15 protein-coding genes are annotated in these 23,863 nt (G+C 46.8%); 4 read left to right on the forward strand and 11 right to left on the reverse strand.

Features of this window, described 5'->3' with window-relative positions; genetic code table 11:
* Positions 1-1,476, forward strand: a complete 1,476-nt coding sequence (ricT, locus tag TY03_RS20760) for a regulatory iron-sulfur-containing complex subunit RicT (protein WP_042373546.1) — start codon at positions 1-3, stop codon at positions 1,474-1,476.
* A complete protein-coding gene (locus TY03_RS20765) occupies positions 1,454-1,924 on the forward strand; it encodes a gliding motility lipoprotein GldH (RefSeq protein WP_042373548.1) in 471 nt (156 codons plus the stop codon). Before ricT ends, TY03_RS20765 begins: the two co-directional genes overlap by 23 nt.
* On the opposite strand, the gene rodA is transcribed toward TY03_RS20765, so the two are convergent.
* The 8 genes from rodA to TY03_RS20805 form a co-directional block, all read right to left on the reverse strand.
* Positions 1,921-3,378 carry a rod shape-determining protein RodA gene (gene rodA, locus TY03_RS20770; protein ID WP_042373549.1) on the reverse strand — a complete coding sequence of 486 codons (1,458 nt, stop codon included), beginning with the start codon at positions 3,376-3,378 and terminating at the stop codon, positions 1,921-1,923. The two genes, TY03_RS20765 and rodA, sit on opposite strands and share 4 nt — an antisense overlap.
* Complete coding sequence (gene mrdA / locus TY03_RS20775; RefSeq protein ID WP_042373551.1) at positions 3,359-5,209, reverse strand: penicillin-binding protein 2; 1,851 nt, start codon at positions 5,207-5,209, stop codon at positions 3,359-3,361. The genes rodA and mrdA overlap by 20 nt, the downstream gene beginning before the upstream one ends.
* Before the next feature lie 2 nt (positions 5,210-5,211).
* Complete coding sequence (gene mreD / locus TY03_RS20780; RefSeq protein ID WP_042373552.1) at positions 5,212-5,709, reverse strand: rod shape-determining protein MreD; 498 nt, start codon at positions 5,707-5,709, stop codon at positions 5,212-5,214.
* Entirely contained in the window at positions 5,706-6,554 is an 849-nt protein-coding gene (gene mreC, locus TY03_RS20785) for a rod shape-determining protein MreC (RefSeq protein WP_042373616.1), read from the reverse strand. The genes mreD and mreC overlap by 4 nt, the downstream gene beginning before the upstream one ends.
* 79 nt (positions 6,555-6,633) lie before the next feature.
* Entirely contained in the window at positions 6,634-7,656 is a 1,023-nt protein-coding gene (locus TY03_RS20790; RefSeq protein WP_042373555.1) for a rod shape-determining protein, read from the reverse strand.
* An 18-nt stretch (positions 7,657-7,674) separates the two neighbouring features.
* Entirely contained in the window at positions 7,675-9,198 is a 1,524-nt protein-coding gene (purH, locus tag TY03_RS20795) for a bifunctional phosphoribosylaminoimidazolecarboxamide formyltransferase/IMP cyclohydrolase (RefSeq protein ID WP_042373556.1), read from the reverse strand.
* A gap of 147 nt (positions 9,199-9,345) precedes the next feature.
* Positions 9,346-11,379 (reverse strand): M13 family metallopeptidase, encoded by a 2,034-nt coding sequence (locus tag TY03_RS20800; RefSeq protein ID WP_042373558.1) that lies wholly within the window; start codon positions 11,377-11,379, stop codon positions 9,346-9,348.
* Between the two features lie 12 nt (positions 11,380-11,391).
* Positions 11,392-13,350 (reverse strand): ABC-F family ATP-binding cassette domain-containing protein, encoded by a 1,959-nt coding sequence (locus tag TY03_RS20805; protein ID WP_042373560.1) that lies wholly within the window; start codon positions 13,348-13,350, stop codon positions 11,392-11,394.
* A 719-nt stretch (positions 13,351-14,069) separates the two neighbouring features.
* Here TY03_RS20805 and TY03_RS20815 point away from each other — a divergent pair.
* Entirely contained in the window at positions 14,070-14,423 is a 354-nt protein-coding gene (locus TY03_RS20815) for a hypothetical protein (RefSeq protein ID WP_148335744.1), read from the forward strand.
* A 118-nt stretch (positions 14,424-14,541) separates the two neighbouring features.
* Here the strand turns inward: TY03_RS20815 and TY03_RS20820 are convergent, their stop codons facing one another.
* Positions 14,542-15,447, reverse strand: a complete 906-nt coding sequence (locus TY03_RS20820; protein WP_042373570.1) for a glycosyltransferase family protein — start codon at positions 15,445-15,447, stop codon at positions 14,542-14,544.
* A gap of 344 nt (positions 15,448-15,791) precedes the next feature.
* Between TY03_RS20820 and TY03_RS20825 the strand changes: the two genes are divergently transcribed.
* Positions 15,792-16,730: a hypothetical protein gene (locus TY03_RS20825; protein WP_042373572.1), complete on the forward strand. Its 939-nt coding sequence runs from the start codon at positions 15,792-15,794 to the stop codon at positions 16,728-16,730.
* A 100-nt stretch (positions 16,731-16,830) separates the two neighbouring features.
* Here the strand turns inward: TY03_RS20825 and tamL are convergent, their stop codons facing one another.
* Together tamL and TY03_RS20835 are read right to left on the reverse strand one after the other, a co-directional pair.
* A complete protein-coding gene (gene tamL / locus TY03_RS20830; protein ID WP_042373574.1) occupies positions 16,831-19,155 on the reverse strand; it encodes a translocation and assembly module lipoprotein TamL in 2,325 nt (774 codons plus the stop codon).
* Positions 19,152-23,645, reverse strand: coding sequence for a translocation/assembly module TamB domain-containing protein (locus TY03_RS20835; RefSeq protein ID WP_042373582.1), 4,494 nt, complete (start codon positions 23,643-23,645; stop codon positions 19,152-19,154). The genes tamL and TY03_RS20835 overlap by 4 nt, the downstream gene beginning before the upstream one ends.
* Positions 23,646-23,863: the final 218 nt, after the last annotated feature.

Raw genomic sequence — 23,863 nt, forward strand, 5'->3', positions numbered from 1 at the left:
ATGGACTTTAAACTGCATAATGGGAGTGGCAAACTTTGCTGCAAAGGTTGCTCCCGACAAGATAAAAAGCTGAATACTTATGACTGGCTGGCCGATATCCCCGGCAATGCCGAAGAGAGCGAGATGGTAGAGGTTCAATTCAAGAATACGCGCAAAGGATTTTACCGTAACAGCAATAAGATAAAGCTGGAAAAGGGGGATGTGATTGCCGTAGAGGCAACTCCCGGACACGATATTGGCGTAGTTACGCTAACCGGTCGGTTGGTTCCGCTTCAAATGAAGAAAGCCAATGTAAAACCGGATACGGAAATCAAACGCATCTACCGAAAGGCCAAACCGGTAGACATGGAAAAGTACGACGAAGCGAAAGCCAAAGAACATACTACCATGATTCGTGCAAGACAAATTGCAACGGACTTGGGGCTGAATATGAAGATAGGCGACGTGGAGTATCAAGGGGATGGTAATAAGGCTATCTTCTATTACATCGCCGATGAGCGAGTGGATTTTCGTCAACTCATCAAAGTATTGGCTGACGCTTTCCGCGTACGCATCGAAATGAAGCAAATCGGAGCCCGACAAGAAGCCGGACGCATCGGCGGTATTGGTCCGTGTGGCCGAGAGTTGTGCTGTGCCACCTGGATGACAAGCTTTGTTTCGGTCTCGACCAGTGCCGCACGCTTTCAAGATATTTCGCTTAATCCACAAAAGCTGGCAGGGCAATGTGCCAAATTGAAGTGTTGCCTGAACTACGAAGTAGATTGCTATGTAGAAGCTCAGAAGCGTCTGCCGTCACGAGAGATTGAATTGGAAACGAAAGATGGCTTCTTCTACTTCTTCAAAGCGGATATTCTGACGAATCAGATCTCTTATTCGACCGACAGGAATTTCCCAGCCAATCTGGTAACCATCAGTGGCCGAAGAGCTTTTGAAATTATCGCAATGAACAAAAAAGGATTGAAGCCCGACAGTCTTCTTGAAGAGGAACAAAAGCCTGAGCCTAAAAAGCCGACTGACTTACTCGAACAAGAGAGCCTGACACGCTTTGACCGGGATCGCCGTCGCAAAGAGGGTGGAAACCGCGAAGGCACCGACAATGGAGGCAACCGGAACCGGAAGAAAAGAAAAGGCAACAGCAACCGTCCGCCGTTAGAAGCTGGCACAGAGAGTGACAAAGCTCAAAACGCTGAAAGGACTAATAAGACAGAACGTCCAAACAACAGAGAGAGAAACCGTAATACCGAAAGACCTCGTGGCGAAAGGCCTGCTGCCAATAATGAAAGGACCGAAAGGGGCAATCGCCCGCCGAGGCCCGAAAACCGACAGGCACAGCAGACAGAAGGTAACAACAATGGCGCCTCACAACAGCGACCTCGAAACGATAGACCTCGAAACAACCGTGGACAACAGCCACGAAACAATGGGAACAACAGACCGGAAAAGAAAAAAAACGATGAAGCCTCTGCTCAAGAATAGCGGTATGCTACTGCTTGCCTCATGTCTGGCAGTTGCATGCATGAAACAGACGGTGTATCATTCTTATCAACCCATCCCTAACGAGGGGTGGAATAAGAGTGATACACTCATTTTTCAAATACCTATTACCGATTCATTACCCGCCACCTTACAATTAGCGGCTGAAGTACGTAATAGTACAATGTATCCATATCAAAACTTATTCGTAATCGTTTCTCATAACCTACAAGACAGCCTCACTTTTCAAACCGATACACTCGAGTTCGTTTTGGCCGATCAGGAAGGCAACTGGAAGGGAAGTGGATGGGGCAGCCTACTCCAATCTACACTTCCTTTAGGTAAAGTAAAGGTAAAAGGAGCAGGTAATTATATACTGAAAATGAGCCATGGGATGAAAGATGAGACATTGGAAGGCATACGCGATGCCGGCTTATCATTGACCCGTTAAATTCGTCTTCCCCTGCCGGCATCAATTCGCAAGAAAATAAACAATAAAATGGTGAAGCCCCACAGAGAAGAACCTCCGTAGCTAAAGAATGGCAGAGGAATACCGATCACAGGCGTTAATCCCAGTACCATCCCCACATTTATAAAAAGGTGAAATAACAAGATACTAACGACTGAATAACCATATACCCGCCCGAATGCAGAGGGCTGCCGCTCGGATAGCGCAATCAAGCGAAGAATCAATGTAAGAAACAGGAGCAGTACCACCGATGATCCTACAAAACCTTGCTCCTCTCCTATCGTACAAAAAATAAAGTCCGTGTCCTGCTCCGGAACATATTTAAGTTTGGTCTGCGTACCATTCAGAAAACCTTTTCCTAAAAGTCCGCCCGAACCGATGGCAATCTTCGATTGATTGACATTGTAACCGGCACCCGCCAAATCTTGTTCCATGCCCAACAACACTTTGATACGAATTTGCTGATGTGGCTCAAGTACATTGTCAAATACATAGTTACTTGAGTACAGAAAACCAATGCTCCCCAATGCAAACAGCCCGATCAATAGATAAGAGCGTTGCCGCCCACTAAGCCACAAATAGGTCAAATAGATAATCGTACACAAACAAAGTATCCATTGCACCCATACCAAATTAAACGGGATTATGTATTCGGAAACCAAGTAAGACAGAAATAGCACCAGCACACTCACCCCAATGATGTTGCGCACGGGCTCCCACCTCTTCTTATAAACCCACACCATGCCACCGGCAAAAAGAAGTACCATCGACAAGACTGCAAATTCACCGATAGGGGTTGGCGTATCGGCGATAAAGACTTGGTCAAACCGGACACCTACCACGAAGTAAATCACCGCACACAGCCCCGAGAAAAGAACTACACCCGGCATGCCTTCGCGATAAAGCATGAGAAAGAAAGCCAGATAGACTAATGCCGAACCAGTCTCTTTCTGTAATATAATCAGCATCATCGGGAGCAGTATGAAGGTAATTAGTGCAATCATACATTTGGGCTTCTTGATACTGAAGGAATAGGAGTTGATGTATTTAGCCAACACCAGCGCAGTGGCAAACTTAGCAAACTCAGCCGGTTGAAGACTTACCGGTCCTAACTGGAGCCAGGAGCGCGATCCTTTAACATCGGGAGCAATGAAGATTGTAACGATCAACAGTAGAATCATCCCCACATATAAGATGTACGCAAACATGTCATACATTCTGTCTTCGAGCATCAGCAATACAAAGCCAAGGCCAAACGAACAGATAATCCATACAAACTGTTTGCCTGCACGCGTGGAGAAGTCAAGAAAATCCCGATCACCATAATCATAGCTTGCTCCACAAATACTGAACCAGCCAATGGTGACAAGAATCAGGTAGACGCAGATGGTAACCCAATCTAGTGTTTTCCATAAACTAACGCTCCTGGTAACCATATGATATTGCTTTATTACAAAGTTCCTCCGCCCGTACTTCACTTTCGGGAGATAACTTACCATTTAAATACTGTTCCATAATCAAAGCACCATAAGGCACTCCGAAAGTAGCCCCCCAACCACCGTTCTCTACATATACCAAAACAGCGATCTTGGGTTTATTCATTGGGGCAAACCCCATGAAAGAGGAATGGTCGTGCCCACGGTTCTGTGCCGTTCCGGTTTTTCCGCAAACCTCAATACCCGGAATATTGGCCAATCGACAAGTACCACCCGTTACAGCAGCACGCATCCCCTTTACTACTTCTTCATAGTGAACGGGACTGATTGTTGTCTTCCGCGGAAAGCGATAAAGACTATCTAATTGATCGTTCTCAATCTCTTTCACGATATGGGGAGTAATAAAATGACCACGGTTGGCAATAGTAGCAGCCAGATTGGCAATTTGTAAAGGGGTAGCCAAAATTTCACCCTGCCCAATTGCAATACTAATCACCGTCAATCCATTCCAACGCCCCCGATAAGCTTTGTCATAAAACTGAGCGTTGGGTATCAGGCCACGCCCCTCGCTGGGCAAATCAACGCCCAACCGATAGCCGAATCCTTGTGATACCATATGATCCTTCCATACGGTTATAGCATTTTGTGGCGAACCGTATTTACGATCGCCAAACATCCGGAAAAGCCCCCAACAGAAGTAGGAGTTACAAGAGGTAGCCAAAGCAGGAACCAACGGCAACGGTGAACCATGGGCATGACAACCCACGTGAAGGCTACCGTAATTAAACCCATGCTGACAAGGATAAGCGGGTGTATTTTCCTGAATAATTCCCTCTTCCAAAAAGGTCAATGCCTGTGCTGCCTTGAAAGTAGATCCGGGAGGATAAGCACCCATCAGTGCCCGATTAAGCAACGGCTTCTGAAAGTCGCGTTGTAACATCAAATGATTCTTTCCGCGCTGGCGACCTATCATAAGATGAGGGTCAAAGGTAGGCGAAGAGACCATACAGAGTATCTCGCCCGTTTCTGGCTCGATGGCAACGATACTCCCAATCTTATCTTTCATCAATCTCTCGCCCAGCATTTGCAGATCAATATCCAAACTCAGCGTCAGATTCTTGCCGGGCACGGGACGCTTATCGAGTTTCCCATCCATATAATGTCCCTGAATACGTCCGTGCGCATCACGAAGTAATATTTCAACTCCCTTTTCGCCACGCAACTGCTTTTCGTATGACTTCTCCACACCCAGTTTTCCAATATAATCTCCTCGGATATAATACTCGTCAGATTCGATATCTTTCATGGAAACTTCGGCAATATCGCCCAATGTATGTGCAGCAGCATTGTAAGTGTACTGTCGAATAGTACGCCGTTGAATGTAAAACCCGGGAAATTTAAACAGCTTTTCTTGAAACACACCAGACTCCTCGGCAGAGAGCTGGGCCATAAAAAGCTGATTGGTATACTTTGAATATCCAGGGTTTCGCCGACGATCTTTCATATCGCTGATAATCTTCAGAAATTGCGCTTGCGTGATGTTCAATGTCCGGCACAAATCAAGCGTATCCAGGTTTACAACCTCTTTTGGGACAATGGTAATATCATAGGCAGGTTGATTAAAAACCAACAATTTTCCATTGCGGTCGTAAATGGCCCCGCGCGACGGATACTGAATTTTATTGAGAAAAGCATTGCTATCTGCATTCTTCTTGTAGTCATCAGTCAAGAGTTGCAGCACGAAAAGGCGTAGTACATAGATAAGTATCACCACAATAGCGGCACCTCCGATTACAAATTTACGTTTTTCGAGATTATAATCCTTAGCCATGCTTATTTTCTTATTCCTTCAACAGCCATAATACAAGTGCAAGTCAACAGTGTACAAGCCACCACTCTCAATAATAACAGAGGAAGACTGGTAAACGAGAAGAACTCAATAGAGAGCAGGGTCAGCTGATGCACAAAAACAGTTGCCACCATAAATTTAAAGAAAGGAAAGACACCCATCGTTTTAAAAGACGGCACGATACTATCCAGCAGATCGCGGGGCATAAATAAACGCAGGAAATAAGGGCGTGAAAAGGCCATTAAGGTAGTCGCAGCAGCATTCATACCCGGAGTATTAGAGAATATATCAATGATAAGTCCTAGAAAGAACCCCCACAACATTAATTCATTGCGCGAAGTACCGGAAGCAAACTTCAATATAAAATACACATAAAGGAAAGGGGTAGCATATCCTGCAATATGTATATGATTTAAGATCAGTACTTGAAGAAGCACCAATCCAACAAACCATCCAATTCTATGTAAGTAGGTTATAATCATTCTTTTCTTATGCTATTATGCTCAAGTTCGCGTTGTTCTTCTTGATTATTCTTGGCAATCACACGTACATTGCCGATTTTACCGAAATCAGTAGCCAGCTTAATCTTCAATAAGTACGATAGACCATCGTTCGAATCGGTCATATCATCCACCGTACCAATCATAACACCTTCGGGAAAGACTGTAGAATAGCCGCTAGTCACCACTGTGTCGCCTAAGTTAAACTCCGCATGGCGAGGCAGATCCTTCAGATAGGCATATCGAGAATCTCCATGTTCCCATTTCAAATATCCAAAATACTGGCTGCCTACTATTTTGCAGCTAATACTCGATTTGCTGTTTAGTATCGAAATAACAACCGAATAATTGGGAGAGGTTTTATAAACGATTCCTACCACCCCATTGCCGTCAATTACTCCCATATCCTCCCGAATTCCATCGCGCGCGCCCTTATTGATCGTGATGTAATTATCGACGGCATTGATACTATTATTCACGACATGCGCCTTAAATATACTATATTCTGTCTGAGGTAAATTTCTGAGGCTGGTGAGCGTAATCGAATCTATCTGATGCTCAATTAAAGCTTTCTCCAAATGAGTAATCTGTTGTTCAAGCAACATATTACGGTCGAGTAAATCTTCGTTTACCGCCTTTAAATGGAAATAGGAGGTGATTCCACCGGATACTTCATAGATCTTCCCGGATACTACGTTTGCCGAAGTGAAGAACACACTTTGCTGATAGTGATTAAAGCGAAATAACAAAACAAAACTGGCTACCTCCAGCAAAATGAAGAGGAACCAGTAGTTGTATTTTAAAAGGAAATTCAGTAAATTTCGCATAGGAAGAAAATTTGATAATGTGATAATATGCCAATATACTTCATTGCCATACTGGCACATTATCAAATCGAGCTCATTACTATCTCATCAAGAACGAAAAACGGTCTACATTCTTCAATGCCACGCCTGTTCCCTTAGCCACTGCGTGCAATGGATCTTCGGCAATGTGGAATGGTATGTTAATTTTATCCGTCAAGCGCTTGTCCAAACCACGAAGTAAAGCACCTCCACCGGCCAGATAAATCCCGTTGTGAACGATATCTGCATACAATTCGGGAGGTGTGTTCTCCAAGGCATTCAGGATGGCTGTCTCTACCTTTGATATCGATTTCTCGAGGCAGTGGGCTATCTCCTGATAGCATACCGGTACTTCCATCGGAAGAGCCGTAATACGGTTTGGTCCGTGCACAATATAATCTTCGGGAGCATCCTCACCCAACTCTGTCAAAGCAGCACCTACGTGAATCTTGATACGCTCGGCCATACGCTCACCTACCTTCACATTGTGTTGGCGGCTCATATATTCCTGGATATCGGCTGTGAAATCATCACCGGCTATGCGAATAGAGTTATTGGCAACAATACCTCCCAATGAGATTACAGCAATTTCGGTAGATCCACCGCCTATATCAACGATCATGTTACCTTCGGGAGCCTCCACATCAATGCCAATACCAATAGCAGCTGCCATCGGTTCGAATATCAAATAAACGTCACGTCCTCCGGCATGTTCTGCCGAGTCACGCACGGCACGCAACTCTACCTCGGTGCTGCCCGACGGCACACCAATCACCATGCGCAACGAGGGCGAAAAGAGGTGATTGCGAGTATTGACCTGCTTAATTAACCCGCGCATCATCTGCTCGCAAGCATAGAAGTCTGCAATCACACCATCGCGCAGCGGACGAATCGTACGTATATTTTCGTGGGTTTTTTCATGCATCAGCTTGGCTTTCTCACCTACGGCAATCATTTTATCCGTACGGCGGTCAAGTGCTACGACCGACGGTTCGTCTACCACAATCTTACCATTGGTAATGATGATTGTATTGGCCGTACCGAGATCCATCGCTATTTCTTGTGTAAAAGAGAATAATCCCATGTTGATTTAATTATTAAATTAGTGTTTAAAGTGACGAATGCCTGTTGTAACCATGGCAATGCCATGTTCATTACAGTAATCAAACGTCAACTGATCTTTTACTGATCCTCCGGGTTGAATAACTGCCGTAACACCTTCGTTTCCGGCTATTTCGACACAGTCGGGGAAAGGGAAGAAAGCATCTGAAGCCATTACAGCTCCGGTCAGATCAAACCCAAAAGTTTTTGCTTTCTCGATAGCTTGCTTCAAGGCATCTACGCGAGAGGTCTGTCCTACTCCACTGGCAAGCAACATCTTGTCTTTGACCAATACAATGGCATTCGACTTACTGTTCTTTACTATTTTATTAGCAAACAACAGGTCTTCTACTTCTTCGGGAGTCGGCGCTTTATCCGTTACTACTTTCAAGTCGGCAGTAGTTTCAATATTGAGGTCCTTTTCTTGTACCAATACACCATTCAGCAATGAGCGGAATTGTTTTTTCGGTAACTTGCCCTCTTTACGTACCAAGATGATACGATTTTTCTTCTGACCCAAGATCTCAAGTGCATCCACATCATAGTCAGGAGCAATGATTACTTCAAAGAAAAGCTCGTTAATCGCTTCGGCAGCTTCTTTATCGATTACACCATTCGTAACCAACACACCACCGAATGCCGATACCGGATCGCCAGCCAATGCAGTCTTATACGCTTCTAATACCGTAGCAGATGAAGCCAAACCGCAAGCATTGTTATGTTTCAGGATGGCAAACGTCAGCTCTTCGAACTCATCAATCAACTCAACGGCTGCGTTTATATCCAGTAAATTATTATAAGAGATTTCTTTGCCATGAATTTGATCGAACATCGCATCGAGGTTTCCATAGAAATACCCCTTTTGATGGGGATTCTCACCATAGCGTAATGTCTTCTGGTCGTTGGTAGAGCAACGGAAAGAAGAACCCTCCTCTGCATCGAAGTAATTAAAAATAGCCGAGTCATAATGAGAAGAGACAGCAAAAGCTTCTTTAGCCATCCAACGACGCTCTTCAAGTGAAGAAGTAGCACCATGCTCCATTAACATATCAAGCAACGGTTTGTATTGTGCTTGTGAAGCCACAATAATCACGTCGTTATAGTTCTTTGCAGCAGCACGAATCAAAGAAATTCCGCCGATATCGATCTTCTCGATAATCGCAGCATCATCGGCACCCGAAGCAACAGTAGCTTCGAAAGGATAAAGGTCAACGATCACAAGGTCAATTTCGGGTATCTCGTACTTCTCAATTTGTTGCATATCCTGCTCCAACGAACGGCGGCAAAGAATTCCGCCAAATACTTTGGGGTGCAATGTTTTCACACGTCCGCCAAGAATAGATGGATAAGTAGTCAAATCTTCGACTGCCTTACAGGGATATCCCAGCGATTCAATAAACTGACGAGTTCCTCCTGTTGACAGAAACTCTACTCCTTCTTCATGCAGTTTGGTAATGATTTCATCCAAACCCTCCTTATGATAAACCGACACTAAAGCGGTTTTAATTCTTCTTGACTCAGACATTTAGTTGCTATTAAGTATTTGGTGTGCAAAGTTACGAAATATTGTATTACGCTTATACATATTGAGCCCAAATTTAAGAATAAAAAAGCACTGGCTAATCGTTCCATGGCCAGTGCTTTCTTTAAAGTCATCTTATTTCGTTTTCTCTTACCAAATAGAGACACGCTCCGCTTCGGGCAGATAGAGGGAATCTTTCTCGGTTACCCCGAAAGCGTCGTACCAAGAGTTAATGTGTGGAAGCGCACCATCCACACGCCATTTGCCAAGCGAATGGGGATCGCTTTTGGTTTGCAGCAACACCTGTTCGGGGCGGATATTACCAGCCCAAACACCAGCATAAGCCAAGAAAAAGCGTTGTTCGGGAGTCAGTCCGTTTACCTCCTTTAAGGGAGCGGCTGCCGTTGCCTTCTTAAATGCTTGGAAAGAGACCTGCAAGCCACCGTGATCGGCAATATTTTCGCCCAACGTAAACTTACCATTGGCATGTACACCCGGAGCTACCTGAATGCTATCGAAGAAGTTGGCCATCACCGCCGCACGAGCTTCGAAGTTCTTTGCATCTTCGGCTGTCCACCAGTCTTTCAGGTTGCCTTCTTTATCGAACTGACGACCTTGATCATCAAAACCATGAGTCATTTCGTGGCCAATTACGACGCCAATAGCTCCATAATTAAAAGCATCATCGGCATTCATATCGAAAAATGGGTATTGGAGAATTCCGGCAGGAAAACAGATTTCGTTGGTCGACGGATTGTAATAGGCATTCACTGTTTGCGGTGTCATGCCCCACTCCTCCTTATCGACCGGTTTGCCAAATTTATTCATCATTTCGGCATATTGCCAAGCGTTGGCACGCTTCATGTTCGCCCAGTACGAATCGTTCTTGACCTCAAGTGAAGAGTAGTCTTTCCATTTATCCGGATAGCCAATCTTTACGTGGAAGGTAGCCAGCTTCTCCTGTGCCTTCTCCTTGGTTACATCACTCATCCACGACAAACCTTGAATACGTTCGCCCAAGGCGGTCTGTAAATTCTTCACCAACGTAACCATTCGTTCTTTGGCAGCAGCAGGGAAATATTTCTCTACATACATCTGACCTACAGCCTCACCCAATGAGCCATCGACTGCCGAGACAGCACGCTTCCAACGCGGCTTCATCTCCTTTTTACCCGAAAGAGTACGACCATAGAAGTCGAAATCCTGCGCCACAAACTCATCGCTCAAAGTGCCGGAGGCCGTATTAATAAGGTTCCATTGCAGATAAGCAATTTGATCTTCCAGTGGAACAGTATCAATAATCGCTGCTACCTCTTTCATTGTTTCGGGTTGAGAAACATTCACTTCTTTTACCCCCTTCAGACCGGTGGCATTAAAGAATGCATCCCAGTCGTAAGACGGTATATCCTGCTTCAAGGTTTCGAGTGATAGTTTATTATAGTTCGCATGCGGATCGCGCAGCTCTACGTTCGAACGAGAGGCTTGGGCAATACGGGTTTCAATGCCCATCACAGCCTTTGAAGCCTTCTGAGCTTCCGCTTCTGTAAATCCGGCCAATTGAAACATCTTCACGATATGCTGTGCATACTTAGTCCGAATTTCCTTGGTATGATCGTCCGTATCAATGTAGTAATCACGCTCGCCCATACCCAGACCGGCCTGATAAGTATGTATCATGTTCATGGAGCTGTTCATGTCGTCGGCACCTACATAAAGAGCAAAATAAGGATTCATTCCACTCTTTGCCATGCGGGCGATAAGCGGGTAAATTTCGGCTTTGCTTTTTAGCTGCGCAAGTTCGGTAAGCTCGGCTTTGATCGGAGCGGCACCTTCACTGTTCAACTTCACACTATCCATGGCTATATTGTATAGATCGCCTATTTTTTGCGGAATGCTACCCGCCTCATGTTTGCCCGAAGCAAGCCCCTCGATCAACCCTCTAAGTTGTTCGCGGTTGTTTTCGGCCAAGAGATCAAATGACCCAAAGCGTGCATACTCGTCTGTGAGGGGGTGATTCTTCATCCAACCGCCGCAGGCATATTGATAAAAACTATTACCGGGCATAGCCGTGGTATCCAGATTAGCAAGATCAATGCCAGTCGTTTGCTCGACACTCTTGCTACTGTTGCATCCTGTTGTCATAAGGCAGAGGGCAATAATGGGTACATACTGAGTTATTTTCATATTATAATAAAATTAGTTTTTCACTTCATCCAGCTCCAGCGAAATCTGCTCCCACTCCTCGACTATACTGTCAAGTTGTTGCTTCAGTTTCTGGTGCTGCTCATACAAAGCCATATCTGACGCTCCCTCGGGGGTTGCCATCCTAACCTCGAGAATGGCAATCGCAGACTCTGTTTGTCCGATTTGCTCTTCGCAGTCAGCTACCTGGCGCTCTAGCTTCTTGATTTTTTTATTCAATTCTTTTTGAGCAGCATAGTCCAGTTGCGCTTCCCGCACCGGAGTCGGGCCAGGTACATCACTTTCGTTCTTAGCCGCCGTAGGCGACGACGATAGCGAAGCCCCTTTCTGGAGTTCATCCAACGTTTCCATCTTCTTACGCTGCAAGAAGTCGTAGATACCTCCGAGGTGTTCGCGAACCAACCCGCCACCGAACTCATATACTTTAGTCGCCAATCCGTCCAAAAAATCACGATCGTGGCTAACCATTATGACCGTTCCTTCAAAAGCACGAATGGCTTCCTTCAATACATCCTTGGTACGCATATCCAAATGGTTGGTCGGCTCATCGAGAATAAGCAGATTAACCGGTTGCAGCAACAGCTTGATCATGGCCAAACGAGTGCGTTCGCCCCCCGATAGTACTTTCACCTTTTTGTCCGACGCTTCGCCTCCAAACATGAACGCTCCTAGAATATCGCGAATCTTCAAACGAATATCACCCACGGCTACCCGGTCGATGGTATCGAATACCGTCAGATTTTCGTCGAGCATCTGTGCTTGATTCTGGGCAAAGTAACCGATCTGTACGTTGTGCCCGATGGTGAGTTTGCCCTCATAGTCTATCTCATCCATGATACACTTCACCAAGGTTGATTTACCTTCACCGTTTTTACCAACAAAGGCAACCTTTTCGCCTCGGTTGATGGTAAGATTGACATCGTGGAAAATCACATGGTTCCCGTATGCCTTCTTCACGTCTTCGCAAATAACGGGATAGTTACCGCTCCGGCATGCAGGCGGAAACTTCAACCGCAGCGAAGAATTATCTTCCTCGTCGACTTCGATACGCTCTATCTTATCCAATTGCTTCTGCCGGCTCTGTACCTGCACAGCTTTGGTGGCCTTGTAACGGAATCGTTCGATAAACGCCTCTGTATCTTCTATCTGCTTCTGCTGATTCTCGTAGGCACGCAGCTGTTGTTCGCGACGATCCTTGCGTAAAACTACATATTCATCGTACTTTACCCGGTAATCGTGTATTTGTCCGCAGGTAATCTCAATCGTGCGCGTGGTTACTCCATTTAAAAAAGCACGGTCATGACTTACCAGCACCACAGCATTCGCGCGGGTGGAAAGAAAGGTTTCGAGCCATTGAATACTTTCAATATCGAGGTGATTAGTTGGTTCATCAAGCAGCAGCACATCGGGCCTGCGTAGCAAAAGCTTGGCCAGCTCAATACGCATACGCCATCCTCCCGAGAATTCGGAAGTAGGCCGGTCGAAATCCTCGCGCACGAAGCCGAGTCCCATGAGCGTACGCTCAATCTCTGCCTGAAAGTTGGTCCCCCCCATCATTAAAAAGCGGTCGTTTTCGTGGGTAAAGCGATCAATTAATTTGTGATAGTCCTCGCTTTCATAATCGGTGCGTTCGGCAAGTTCCCGGTTCAAGCGTTCCAGTTCGGCCTGCATCTCGAATATATGTTCAAAGGCCCTTTCGGCTTCTTGCATCACTGTACGATTATCTGCCAGCACCATCACCTGAGGCAGGTATCCAATTGTTACATCGCGCGGAATGCTTACCGATCCGCCGGTAGGGAGTTGCAATCCTGCCAATATTTTGAGCATGGTCGATTTTCCAGCACCGTTCTTGCCCACCAGGGCAATGCGGTCTTTCTTATTAATAACGTAGTTTACGCCTGCAAATAGTGCGGTGGCATTAAACTCTACGGTAAGTCCTTCTACTGAAATCATATCTATTTTATGTCCTATGAAATTATATCGGCAAAGATACGTATAATTGAGGAAAGGCACAGAGGGTGACGGTCAAAATAACAAGCAATACATATGAATAAAGATATCAAACGCAGACCGGTCATATAAAGTAACTTTTTGCATATAAATTATTAAAATATTTATTTATTTCAGAAAAAACATTATCTTTGCCAGTACATCATGCGCCAATAATGTTAAACAAATATCGCATAAAACTAACTTTATTGAACGACCTTATCGCCAATCTATTTCCAACTAATGAGATTGTCAGGCTCTTATTCATAAATTAGTCGATAGTAGCCATTGAAAACGAATGATAACAGTAATCTTGATCTAATTTAACAATCAATATTATAATATTGAATACACAACAATACAATGAGTGAGTTTCTCATGCAATTATCCACAATATCTTTACGGAATCGTAATAATATTGATCATACAGAGAAAAAAACAGATGGTTTATTTTTCAATAAACCGATCACACTTATTGTAACGCCACCCATGCGCATAGCTAATGAATCAACAGTAATCCAGCCATTGCACCTTGGGGTTTATCCTCTTCAGATAGACATTCAAAAACAATTCTCTAAAAACGTAAGATGTATGGTGAATATATTCACCATACATCTTATATGTCTGTTTTCTAAACTCAACAGAATCCATCTTCGAGATTGATTCTTCTAAACAAAATGATTATGGGACTGTACGAAGGAATTAAAAATATCGCCAAAGCTGTTCAGCAAACCGAGAATGTCGATTTGTATAAACAACTAATTGAGTTAAGCGCACAAGCCTTAGATATGGAAAATGAGCTTACCCATCTTAGATCAGAAAATGAAAAACTAATAAAAGAAAAAGAAAATTGCATCGAAAGGCATGATGAGCTATACATTACCTTAAAAGGCGATGCAGATAAAACCTTGTATTGCTCACACTGCTGGGATCACGAGCACCATTTGGTTCAAGTGAAATGTTACGATAGCGGTTCATTCAAGTGCGCGCATTGTGCTAATAACGGAGTATACGATTATGCCAAGTGGAATAGTTAGCCACAACAAGCGACTATACGAAGAAGTGAGAAAGTAAAAAAGAATAGCCATTATGATGTGGTTCACATGCCACACCATAATAGCTATGAATAATAATCTGTTTTATCGCAGAAGCTGTTTAAAACAACTTAGCGGGATATTCCCCGGCATCGACCAAGGCTAGAATCTTATCGACTACTCCCTGGCGGTCGGCCGCATAAGTTACGCCAAACCATTTACTGGTTGTATCCAATACCTTCACACGAGCTGTGCCTTCATTTACCAGTTTGTTTACCATCAACGGAATGAAGTATTCCGACTTCAAGTTGCCTTCATTCTCTTTCAGGAATTCCTTGAAGTACTCTTCCGAGTAGGCAAAGTAATCGGGGGTAAAGCCCCACATATTCATTGATACAGGTGTATTGTCTTCGATAGATACCATTTGTCCGGTTGCATCGTCTTTGAAAGAGACCTTGCCGTCGATACGCTCAATGGCTGTACGCTCTACAACAGTAGTTAGGTAGTCATTGGCATCCTTACCACATACACCACGTGCCACACTTCCGCTTTCGCTCAACGTGTTTCCAACGCGATAACCTACCATGCAGTAATCATTTGTTTTTCCCTCCATTTTGCTTAGCTCGGCACCCAATACGGCGAAGCTATCGCGACCATAAAAGTCGTCGGCATTGATCACAGCAAAAGGTTCGTCGATAACATTCTTACCCATCAACACCGCATGATTCGTTCCCCACGGCTTCACACGCTCGGCGGGACAAGTAAAACCTTCCGGCAGATTATCTAGTGCTTGAAAAGTTAATTCTACGGGAATATGATTCACATATTTACTCAGAATTTTGTCGCGGAAATCTTGTTCAAAGTCTTTGCGAATAACAAATACAACTTTTCCAAATCCACCGCGTATAGCGTCGTAAATAGAATAATCCATAATTGTTTCGCCGTTGGGACCCAGTCCGTCTAATTGTTTTAATCCTCCGTAACGGCTACCCATGCCGGCTGCAAGTACAAATAAAGTAGGTTTCATAATTGTGTATATTATTATAGGTTAGTAAAACATCTGCTCGATATCGGTACAAAAGTACAAAAATATACCGATGTCAGCTCTCTTTTCCGTTCATTCTTTTCGTGTAATAATCCCAATTTCTACTTCTGTAATCTGTAATTCAACCCTCAATCTCCTTTTCCGACATATATCTTTAACGATACCGCCACCTATTCATGTAGTCGTTTCTCGCCCAAGTCTACCATCTTTATGCGAAGGTTTGCGTATCGATTGATCATACATAATTTCGAAGAAGTACCGAAACTTCAGAATTAATTTAGAATTGCTCTCTACCTTTGTTTTTTTAACTAACTAAAAAAGTAAATATGAAGAAACAAATGAATCTACTCAAGCTCCTTTTCGGAGCAGCCATTGTGCTTTTTACCACAGCATGCAGCCATGATGACGAACACGATGGCGGAATGTTTGCCAACTTACCCACGGCCGTAAGTGAAGCCTTCAATAAGCAATTTCCCAATGCCACGAACGTTAAGTGGGCAGAGAAAAGTAATTATTATGTGGCCAGTTTCGACCTTAATGGCTCAAATCGTACTACTACGCCCCAAAGTAGCGACAACGAAGCATGGTATACCGCCAATGGAGTATGCAGTCTGAGCGAACTTGAGCTATCTCAAGCTCAACTAGAGAAAGAGTACAATGCCGTTTTCACCGCATGGAAAACGACTCCCTACTTTGCGGAAGGTTATCATATAGATGATATCGATTTATTGCAAAGAAATAACGAGCTAGCCGATCAAACAATAAAAGTCGAAATTGAGAAGGGCGAATGGGAACGTGATCTTTACTTCACCCTCGATGGCGTTTTGGCCAAAGACATTGTAAGCTCGGACGATGATGAGAACCTACCCTGCCCTCAAGCACTGACCGACTACATCAATAAGCACTACAAAAATGCGGTCATTGTCGACTTTGAGCAAGACACGACTGCCAAAGTATATGAAGTAGAAATCTTATTTAGCCAAGATGGCATCATTATCGAAAAGGAGTTAACATTTAACGAGCAATACGACTTTGTCGGTGCATTAATCGATATTGATGATGCATTACTGGTGAAATTTGTGCAACGGATACTCACTGCAGAACAGTTAGCAGAACTAACCAAACTAACCGGAGAAAATAATCCGTCGGAATGGGACATGGAGCTTAGAGAAGATAGCAAAGGGGAAGTCAGCCTTTGGATAGAAAACACCAGCGAGCAGATGATCAAGTTTATCACATTAGATCCTAACACCTTACCTGTATAAGCGATTGAGTCACTCTTTGAGCGATTTAATCCAAGAAAAAGGTCGCCTCTCATAAATAAAAGTATGTGAGGCGACCTTCTTTATATAATACCCATAGGAATCAGAAAGGATAACCGATGGCAAAATGGACACCTAACTGTTTCCAGAAATTGCCCACTATGTTGTAATAGCTTTTTCGACCGGTATCATAAGGTGCGTGTAGCGGCACACCGCAGTCGAGACGAAAAATAAGAAATTGAAGATCGTAGCGCAAGCCTGCTCCGGTTCCTAAGGCTACTTGGTTGAGAAACGTAGAAGCCTTCAGCTTTCCGCCGGGACGCTCGGGGTCCTCTCGTAGAAGCCATACATTGCCGGCATCCAGAAAAACAGCACCGTGCAAATCACGATAAATACGAAAGCGGTATTCCAGATTGGCTTCCATACGCACATCACCCGTTTGAGTGATAAAGGAATAATCGGTGTGAGGCGGTTTATAACTTCCCGGCCCGATGCTGCGCACTGTAAAAGCACGAATACTATTGGCACCACCGGCATAGAATTGTTCGCTGTAAGGGGCTACCGTCATATTGCCATACGACCACAACAGACCACCCGCCACACGGCCTGCTATGGCTTGGTTCTTATCAATATTCCAAAGATAGCGAAAATCGCTGTTCACTTTCAGAAATTGGGCGAAGGGAGCACCGAGCAGCTTCTTATCTTGCTTATTCAGCGGCTGCCCGAAGGCTCGATAGATAAGCGAGGTCACATTACCGGCGGAGGTTACCGTGCTCTGCCAGTAGATCGGATTCCGAACTCCCTTCAGCGCACTGTTATCATACGTATAAGTATATTCCATAGCGGGAATAAACTGGTTCTGCAAGCTGATATAGAGCACGGGATTCTTTTCGGCAATCGAGTCGAACGCGGCCGTATGGTTCTGAAGAACGTTAAATGTTAGTCGAAAAGGAGTTAGACTGTGACGGCTGACCCGCGTGGGCTGGAAGTCGTACTTCGCATTGCCTCCAAACGAAAGCAATTGGTAGTACTTGGCCCGGTTGAGCTGATCGACATACAGACGAAAAGTGGTAGTGGCAGGGAAGTCATACTCCCGATTACCGAACCGGGGGAAAACCACCCGGGGAAAAACAAGTGATGAGGAGACACCCATCTCCCAACTATTCATCAACGAGCTACTTTTGGCTCCACCTGTTTGCCACTCGTACGAGCCTTTCAGTTCGACGTTCCAGGTCTCTCCACCCCCGAATACATTGTTGCGTGTGACGGCAAACAAGGCTCCGGGTCCCGTTTGATCATTACTCTTCATCGTCAGGTTGAAGTTAAACTCTGCATCGAGCGGCTTATCAAAAGTGCCCTGCACCTGAAAGTCGAGCAGATTACAGGTAGCACTGGTATCGCGAGGTGTGTATTGCAGCTCGAGGTAGCGGAAAATGCCCAACTGGCTCAACTTCTCCTGAATGCGCTGCTGCCGATACTGGCTGTACAAACGGCTTCGCTGAGACCGACGCAAGCTATCGTTGCGCACAAAGGCTTGGTAATTGAGCCACCGATAGAGCATATTGGGCCGTAGCTGCAACTTGTTATAATAATGAATGCGAAGCGTTTTATAGTGCATGCTGTCATTGGGCAGCTCGCCCCCTTTGCCCAAAAGGGTTACCTTGATGACAGAATCGACATAATAGGGACGCTGGGCAGCAGCGGGTAATCCCGCCACCGGCAGCAGTTTAAGACTGACGTGACCGCCGGGAACCAGTGTCGTATCGGCTTGATAGGTCATGTAGTCGGGACGAAAGTAGAAGTAACCGCGGTTGCGCAGCAACGTGCTGATGCGGTTGCGCTCACCATCCAGATCGGCTACATTGAACTGCTCGCCCGGGGTGATGAGTGAGCTTCGCCGCCCACGATCCATGATGGCGAGTGTCTGTGGCGTGAAACGCTGATAATAGACCGTGTCGATAAAGTAGGGATTGCGCATATCGACCGTATAGGTGATACCTGCCTTTAAACTATCTTTAGGGTTGACGATCGTTTGCGAACGAACCGTACCGTTGAAGTAGCCGTAGTCGTGCAGGATATTGGTGCCAACCTTGACGCGCACATCGGGATTGACCGTCGAAATAAAAACCGGATTAGCAGCAAAGCGATTGAATATCCAGCGGCCGAAGCCTTTCTCATATTTCACAAAATCATTGTACACCCACATACCGAACGGAATGGGAAGTACACTAAAGAGCTTCGTGCTCGGTGTTTTATCCAGTGCCGCATTCACCTCGGTCACAGCATCCTGCCCTACACGGGTGGCTGAACGACTCGCATAGTTTATCTTATTGCCCGTAAAAAGCACTTCGCCTTCGGGCAGATTCTTCGTAGTAGAACAGCTCGCACACAGTATTCCGGCTAATAAGAGTAGTTCAAGCTTCTTCATTTCTTCTTTCTTTTAAATATAAACAGCTCACTGAGACGATCCATCTTCTTGCGCAATACCAAACCAAGACCGGTCTCGGTAATCTCTCCTTCGAGCACACTGTCGTAGTTCTTGTCATGAAACAAACGAATATACCGCGTACCCGATGCATCGAGTCGATACTCGAGCGATACGTTATCAATAAACGACTCGGCATCATTCGTCGCGTTGGCTCCGGTCGATACCTTACCACCCAGTATCACCTGAAAGCGATCGTTAAAGAAGCGTTGTGAGTAGCGGAAGCTATAATCGGTCTGGGTACTGCCCGTTTCTTTATTGTTGTTATCTTCGACTCCGACCGATAAGCTGGCGTTTTTCAGGTTGCCGGCCAATGCATTGATTTGGCTGGTAAGCACGCTATTCAGAGCCGATCCCATATTCAACCCGCCCGTACTACCCGAGTCGGCAAGATAAATACCCGTTACCAACATGGCAATCGCCTGCTTGTTCCGCTCTTCGGCTCCCATAGCGGTGAGCTGGTTCTGCACCGTAGCGTCTTCGGGGGCAGTGATATCGAAGGCAAGCGAGAGGTTATCAAGTCGGTTCTTGACCACAATCGACACATCAAAGTTGACCATACGCGACGCACCGTTGCTACCTCCACCAACAGAGGAGCGCACACGTTCGGTTGCTGTAAAGTTAAGCAAGGGGTCCATCGGATTGCCGGTCCACTCTACGTAGCTTCCGTTGTTGATCGTGAAGTCTTTGAGTGGAATTACCGGAAGCGAATACTTTAGCAAACCACCGCTCAGGGTATAGCGTCCGGCGAGTGTGAGGTCGCCTTGGGGCGTATAGCGGAGCGACAGATCGCCGCCACCCTCAAGTTCCACACGGTTGCTGCGGTCGGCATTCAGGTCGACTTTAAGACGTACCGTAGGGTCTATCTGCACCGTCATAATCATATCGAGCCCACCGAGCGATACCGCAGGGGTCTCCTGCTTAGCCACCGTAGTGGTGTCATTGAAGTTGGTAAAGGTAACCAATCCACTGAGGCGGTCTTGCACGCTCAGGGGCGAATCGGTCATCACATAGGTAACATCGGTGCTGCTCAGCAGGTTCATGTTGCCCCGCATCACCAGTTCGCTGAAGGGACCACGCACGGTCGACTTGAAGTCGACCAACACCTTTCCGTACACCAAGCTCTCCTTAGTGCGTTTGGCGTTAATGAGCGTATAATTCTTCGCCTCCATGGTGAGGTTGGCAATCGGTCGTTCCAAATGGTGAAGGTCTACATATCCGTCGATGGTAAACGGATTCTGGCTTGTGGTGAATATGGCAAACTTATCGAACTCCACCCGGCTGTCTTTGACCGGAACCGGACGATTGTCGAAGGTAAATCGGGCTCCTGCCTGACGGGCAAAAACCGAAACGCTATCCAGCACCAACTGCCCGTTGAGCAACGGATGTTCCGTATCGCCCGTTACGTGCAGTTCACCGTCCATATCGCCCGATAAGGTAACCAACTGATCGGGTACAAAGGCGTTGGCAATGCTGAACGGGAAGTGCTCCATCGTAGCGTTGACTTCGATGCTGTCTTTGCCCGAAGCCGTAGGATAAAGTGCCCCGTCGGCTACCAAGATCTCGGTCTTGTCGTGGGTGAGGTAACTGTTTACATACTGTTTACCATGCTCGCCGGGCAGCCAGGTAGCTCCCAGGGTAATGTCGCCTATGCGTTGCCGTTCGTAGGTAAGCGCGTCGATGGTTGCCTCGGTCGATACCGAAAGCGATTTCTCTCGTTGGATGTAGTGAGCCTCAGCCGAGAGCAGTCCCGACACTTCGGGGAAGTAAGGGAGCACACTACTCAACTCGTCGAGTCGGATGCGGCGTATCTCGACGTCGAGGTTCTGCAACGACACCGTATCTTCTTTAATTGACTGCACCCTGAAACCCATATCATTGGGACCAATCATATTGACATTGGCATATACACGCATGTTCTTGTGCAGATAGACCCAATTCTGATGGTCTTCGAAGCGGAACTTCTGGAAGGCAATGATCGGCTCGTTGGGCACCAGCCTGAATATCAAACCGTTCGACTCGCCTTTCTCATTCACATTCGGACGGGCATTGACACCGAGCAGCATACCGGTTTCTCCCTTTCCGTTTTCGTACTTCACCGTCAGCTCGGCATCATTGGTACGTATCTCGCCCATCAATCCCGCCTTGAATACGCGCTGCGGATTCTCCGGCCCATTGATGACCCCACCTTTGAGTGCCATCACCGAGGAGTCTTGCCGGATGGTGAAGTAAATCGTATCGAGTTGCAGCGTATCCACACGCAAGGCATGAATGGAGGCTTTGCCGTTGATACCCTCGCGGTCGTTCGCATCGAGCTTGACCGAGAGGTCGTGGAAGCTCAACTTCTTAGCTCCGAGATACCACGCCAACGGGTTCTCCTGCCCCGCCTCGAAAGCAAACGTTGCATCGGGCAGCTCGTGTCTGAGCTCTTCGTGGTTGAGTAGCTTCTCCTTGATCTGCCTCATGAGCACTTCGACAAAACGGATGCTTTGCTTCATCAACGGGTCAACTCCCGAAGGCGAAGAGAGCTCGGCTCGCAAGTCGCCTGCCGAAAGCCCTACGGCTACCCGTTCCTTGCGTGCTTCGGCCTCGAGATGAAAGGCCAGCGGGCGTTTCAGCGGTTGGGGCAACAAGCGAAGCTCGTACAAGCTGATGTGCGACACATCCATCGAGAGTTTGCCGTCGGGATAGCGGTGCGCCAGGTTATACTCACCGGTAGCATTCATACCCAGCAGTGTATTATTGCTCACCAGATGCGCCCGGGCAAGAGCACCCTTCAGCTCGGCGGTGAGCTCCACGCCCGACAGGTGATAATGCGTATAGTTCAGCTGATCGATCGTAGCTTTGAGCGAAGCGATGGCTTTGTGCGAAGTAAAGTCGGTCCCTCGCCCCCGTGCTGCGACCGATAGCGAGAGTTCGTAGATGGAGTCTTTGGGCAGGAAGTGTTGCAACTGCAAGGAGTCTACCGCCAGATCGGCACGGTAAGCCTGGGTGTCCGAGTTGTAGTCGGCATCGAGACGGAGCGCGCCCTTGTCTTCGGTCAGCTGCAAGTCGGCATTGTACTGCGCCCCATCCATGCGGAAGTGGGCATCCATGTTCATCTCGCCGGGGATGGTGAGCCTGCCCTGCGGAAAGGCTTCGGCAAGGGTGGCAAGGAAGTCCAGATTCATCGTCCGGAGATTGAAGTCGAGCTGTGCCGAGCGATGCAGCGAGTCTGTGAGGTTGAGCAGTTCGCCGCCGCCGGTGAGACTGAATGCGCCGGGCAGATCGGCCGTAAAGCGCGATATCTGCATCTGCTTCAGGTTACCATCCGTGCCCGCACGAATCACCAACGGACGGAAAGGATACGCCTCCTTAAAGGCATCGGGCAGCGAACCGGCCAGCAACAGCACATCCTGCTTGCCGATCATAGCCGTAAGCCGGGCTCCCAGACGGCCGGTGATGGGTATCTTGATCAACTCCCAATAGGTCTGCCCGCTCAGCGAGATTTCGGAGTTAGGGGTTTGCAACGTAAACTCGGGCACACGAATCAGCGTATCGTTGGACAGCACCCGCCCGGTAAGCGAAGTGATGGCAAGTCCCGAACGCTCGTTCATCGAACACTCGCGAAGCACCATATTCATCGACCTCCCGCTGTAGAGCACCGAATCGAGTCCGAGGCGAATATCTCGCACCGCCACATGAGCGGGGTCGAAGCCCGAAGCCGGGGCTGCATCGCCCGTATCATAGCTTGCCGAGGCACCTGAGAGCAAAAACTGCTTCAGCCCATACTGTCCTTTATTCAAATCAATCAGTGCCTCCTTAAGCTCTGCCGTACCGATATGGGCGGCCATCCGCATGGAGTCGGCAGGCATTTGCATGGCAAAGGATACATTGTTCAACTTCAACGACTTCACGTTGACCCTCCAGCGCAACGGAGCCGAAGCACTATCGGGGGGCGTTTCGGTGGTATCGCGCAAAGTGAGGTGGAGGTGCGTATCGGTGAGTTCGGCACGGTTCACTACGGCCGATTCATTGGACAGATCGATGCCGTGGCTTCTGAAAACAAACCGCCCCAGAACGCCTCGCACCTGCATGCCTTTGATGAGGTTCGACGAATTGACCTTGACCTTGCTCAGGGTAATATCATCGACCTCGACCCTTCCCTTGAAGAGCGGTAAGGCCTGCACGCTCACATTGAGACTTCCGAGCGAAAGCAGCGTGTCGGGGGCTTGTATCACCTCGACACCCCGCACCAACAGATTGAGTGGAAAGCGCAGGTCGATGCGCTCCACCCGAATGTCCATGCCCGTTGCCTGCGAGGCATAATCGGCAGCCTCCCTCCGCAACAGGTTCTGTATGGGGGGAATGTAAAGCAATACGATGAGTATTGCAAAAAGTATGATGGGGGCAAGTAAAATACGGATTGCCCATTTAATCCAGTTTCTTTTCATGCAGCAAGAGATCGATCTAAAAAAACAACAAAATAACGCTAAAATGGTTGAACGGCAAGGAAAACTATTGTACATCCGTGAGGCAAAGGTAAGAAATAAACTGTAAATGCGAATAGATCTGCCGGTGTTATATAAGATGATTCGAACAGGCGCGCGTACAAACCTGCCGAATCGAGGCAAGGAGGATGCAGCGAAGAGCGACCCGACATCAGCGTAAG

This window comes from Bacteroides neonati (assembly GCF_000499785.1).
Lineage (GTDB): Bacteria > Bacteroidota > Bacteroidia > Bacteroidales > Bacteroidaceae > Bacteroides > Bacteroides neonati.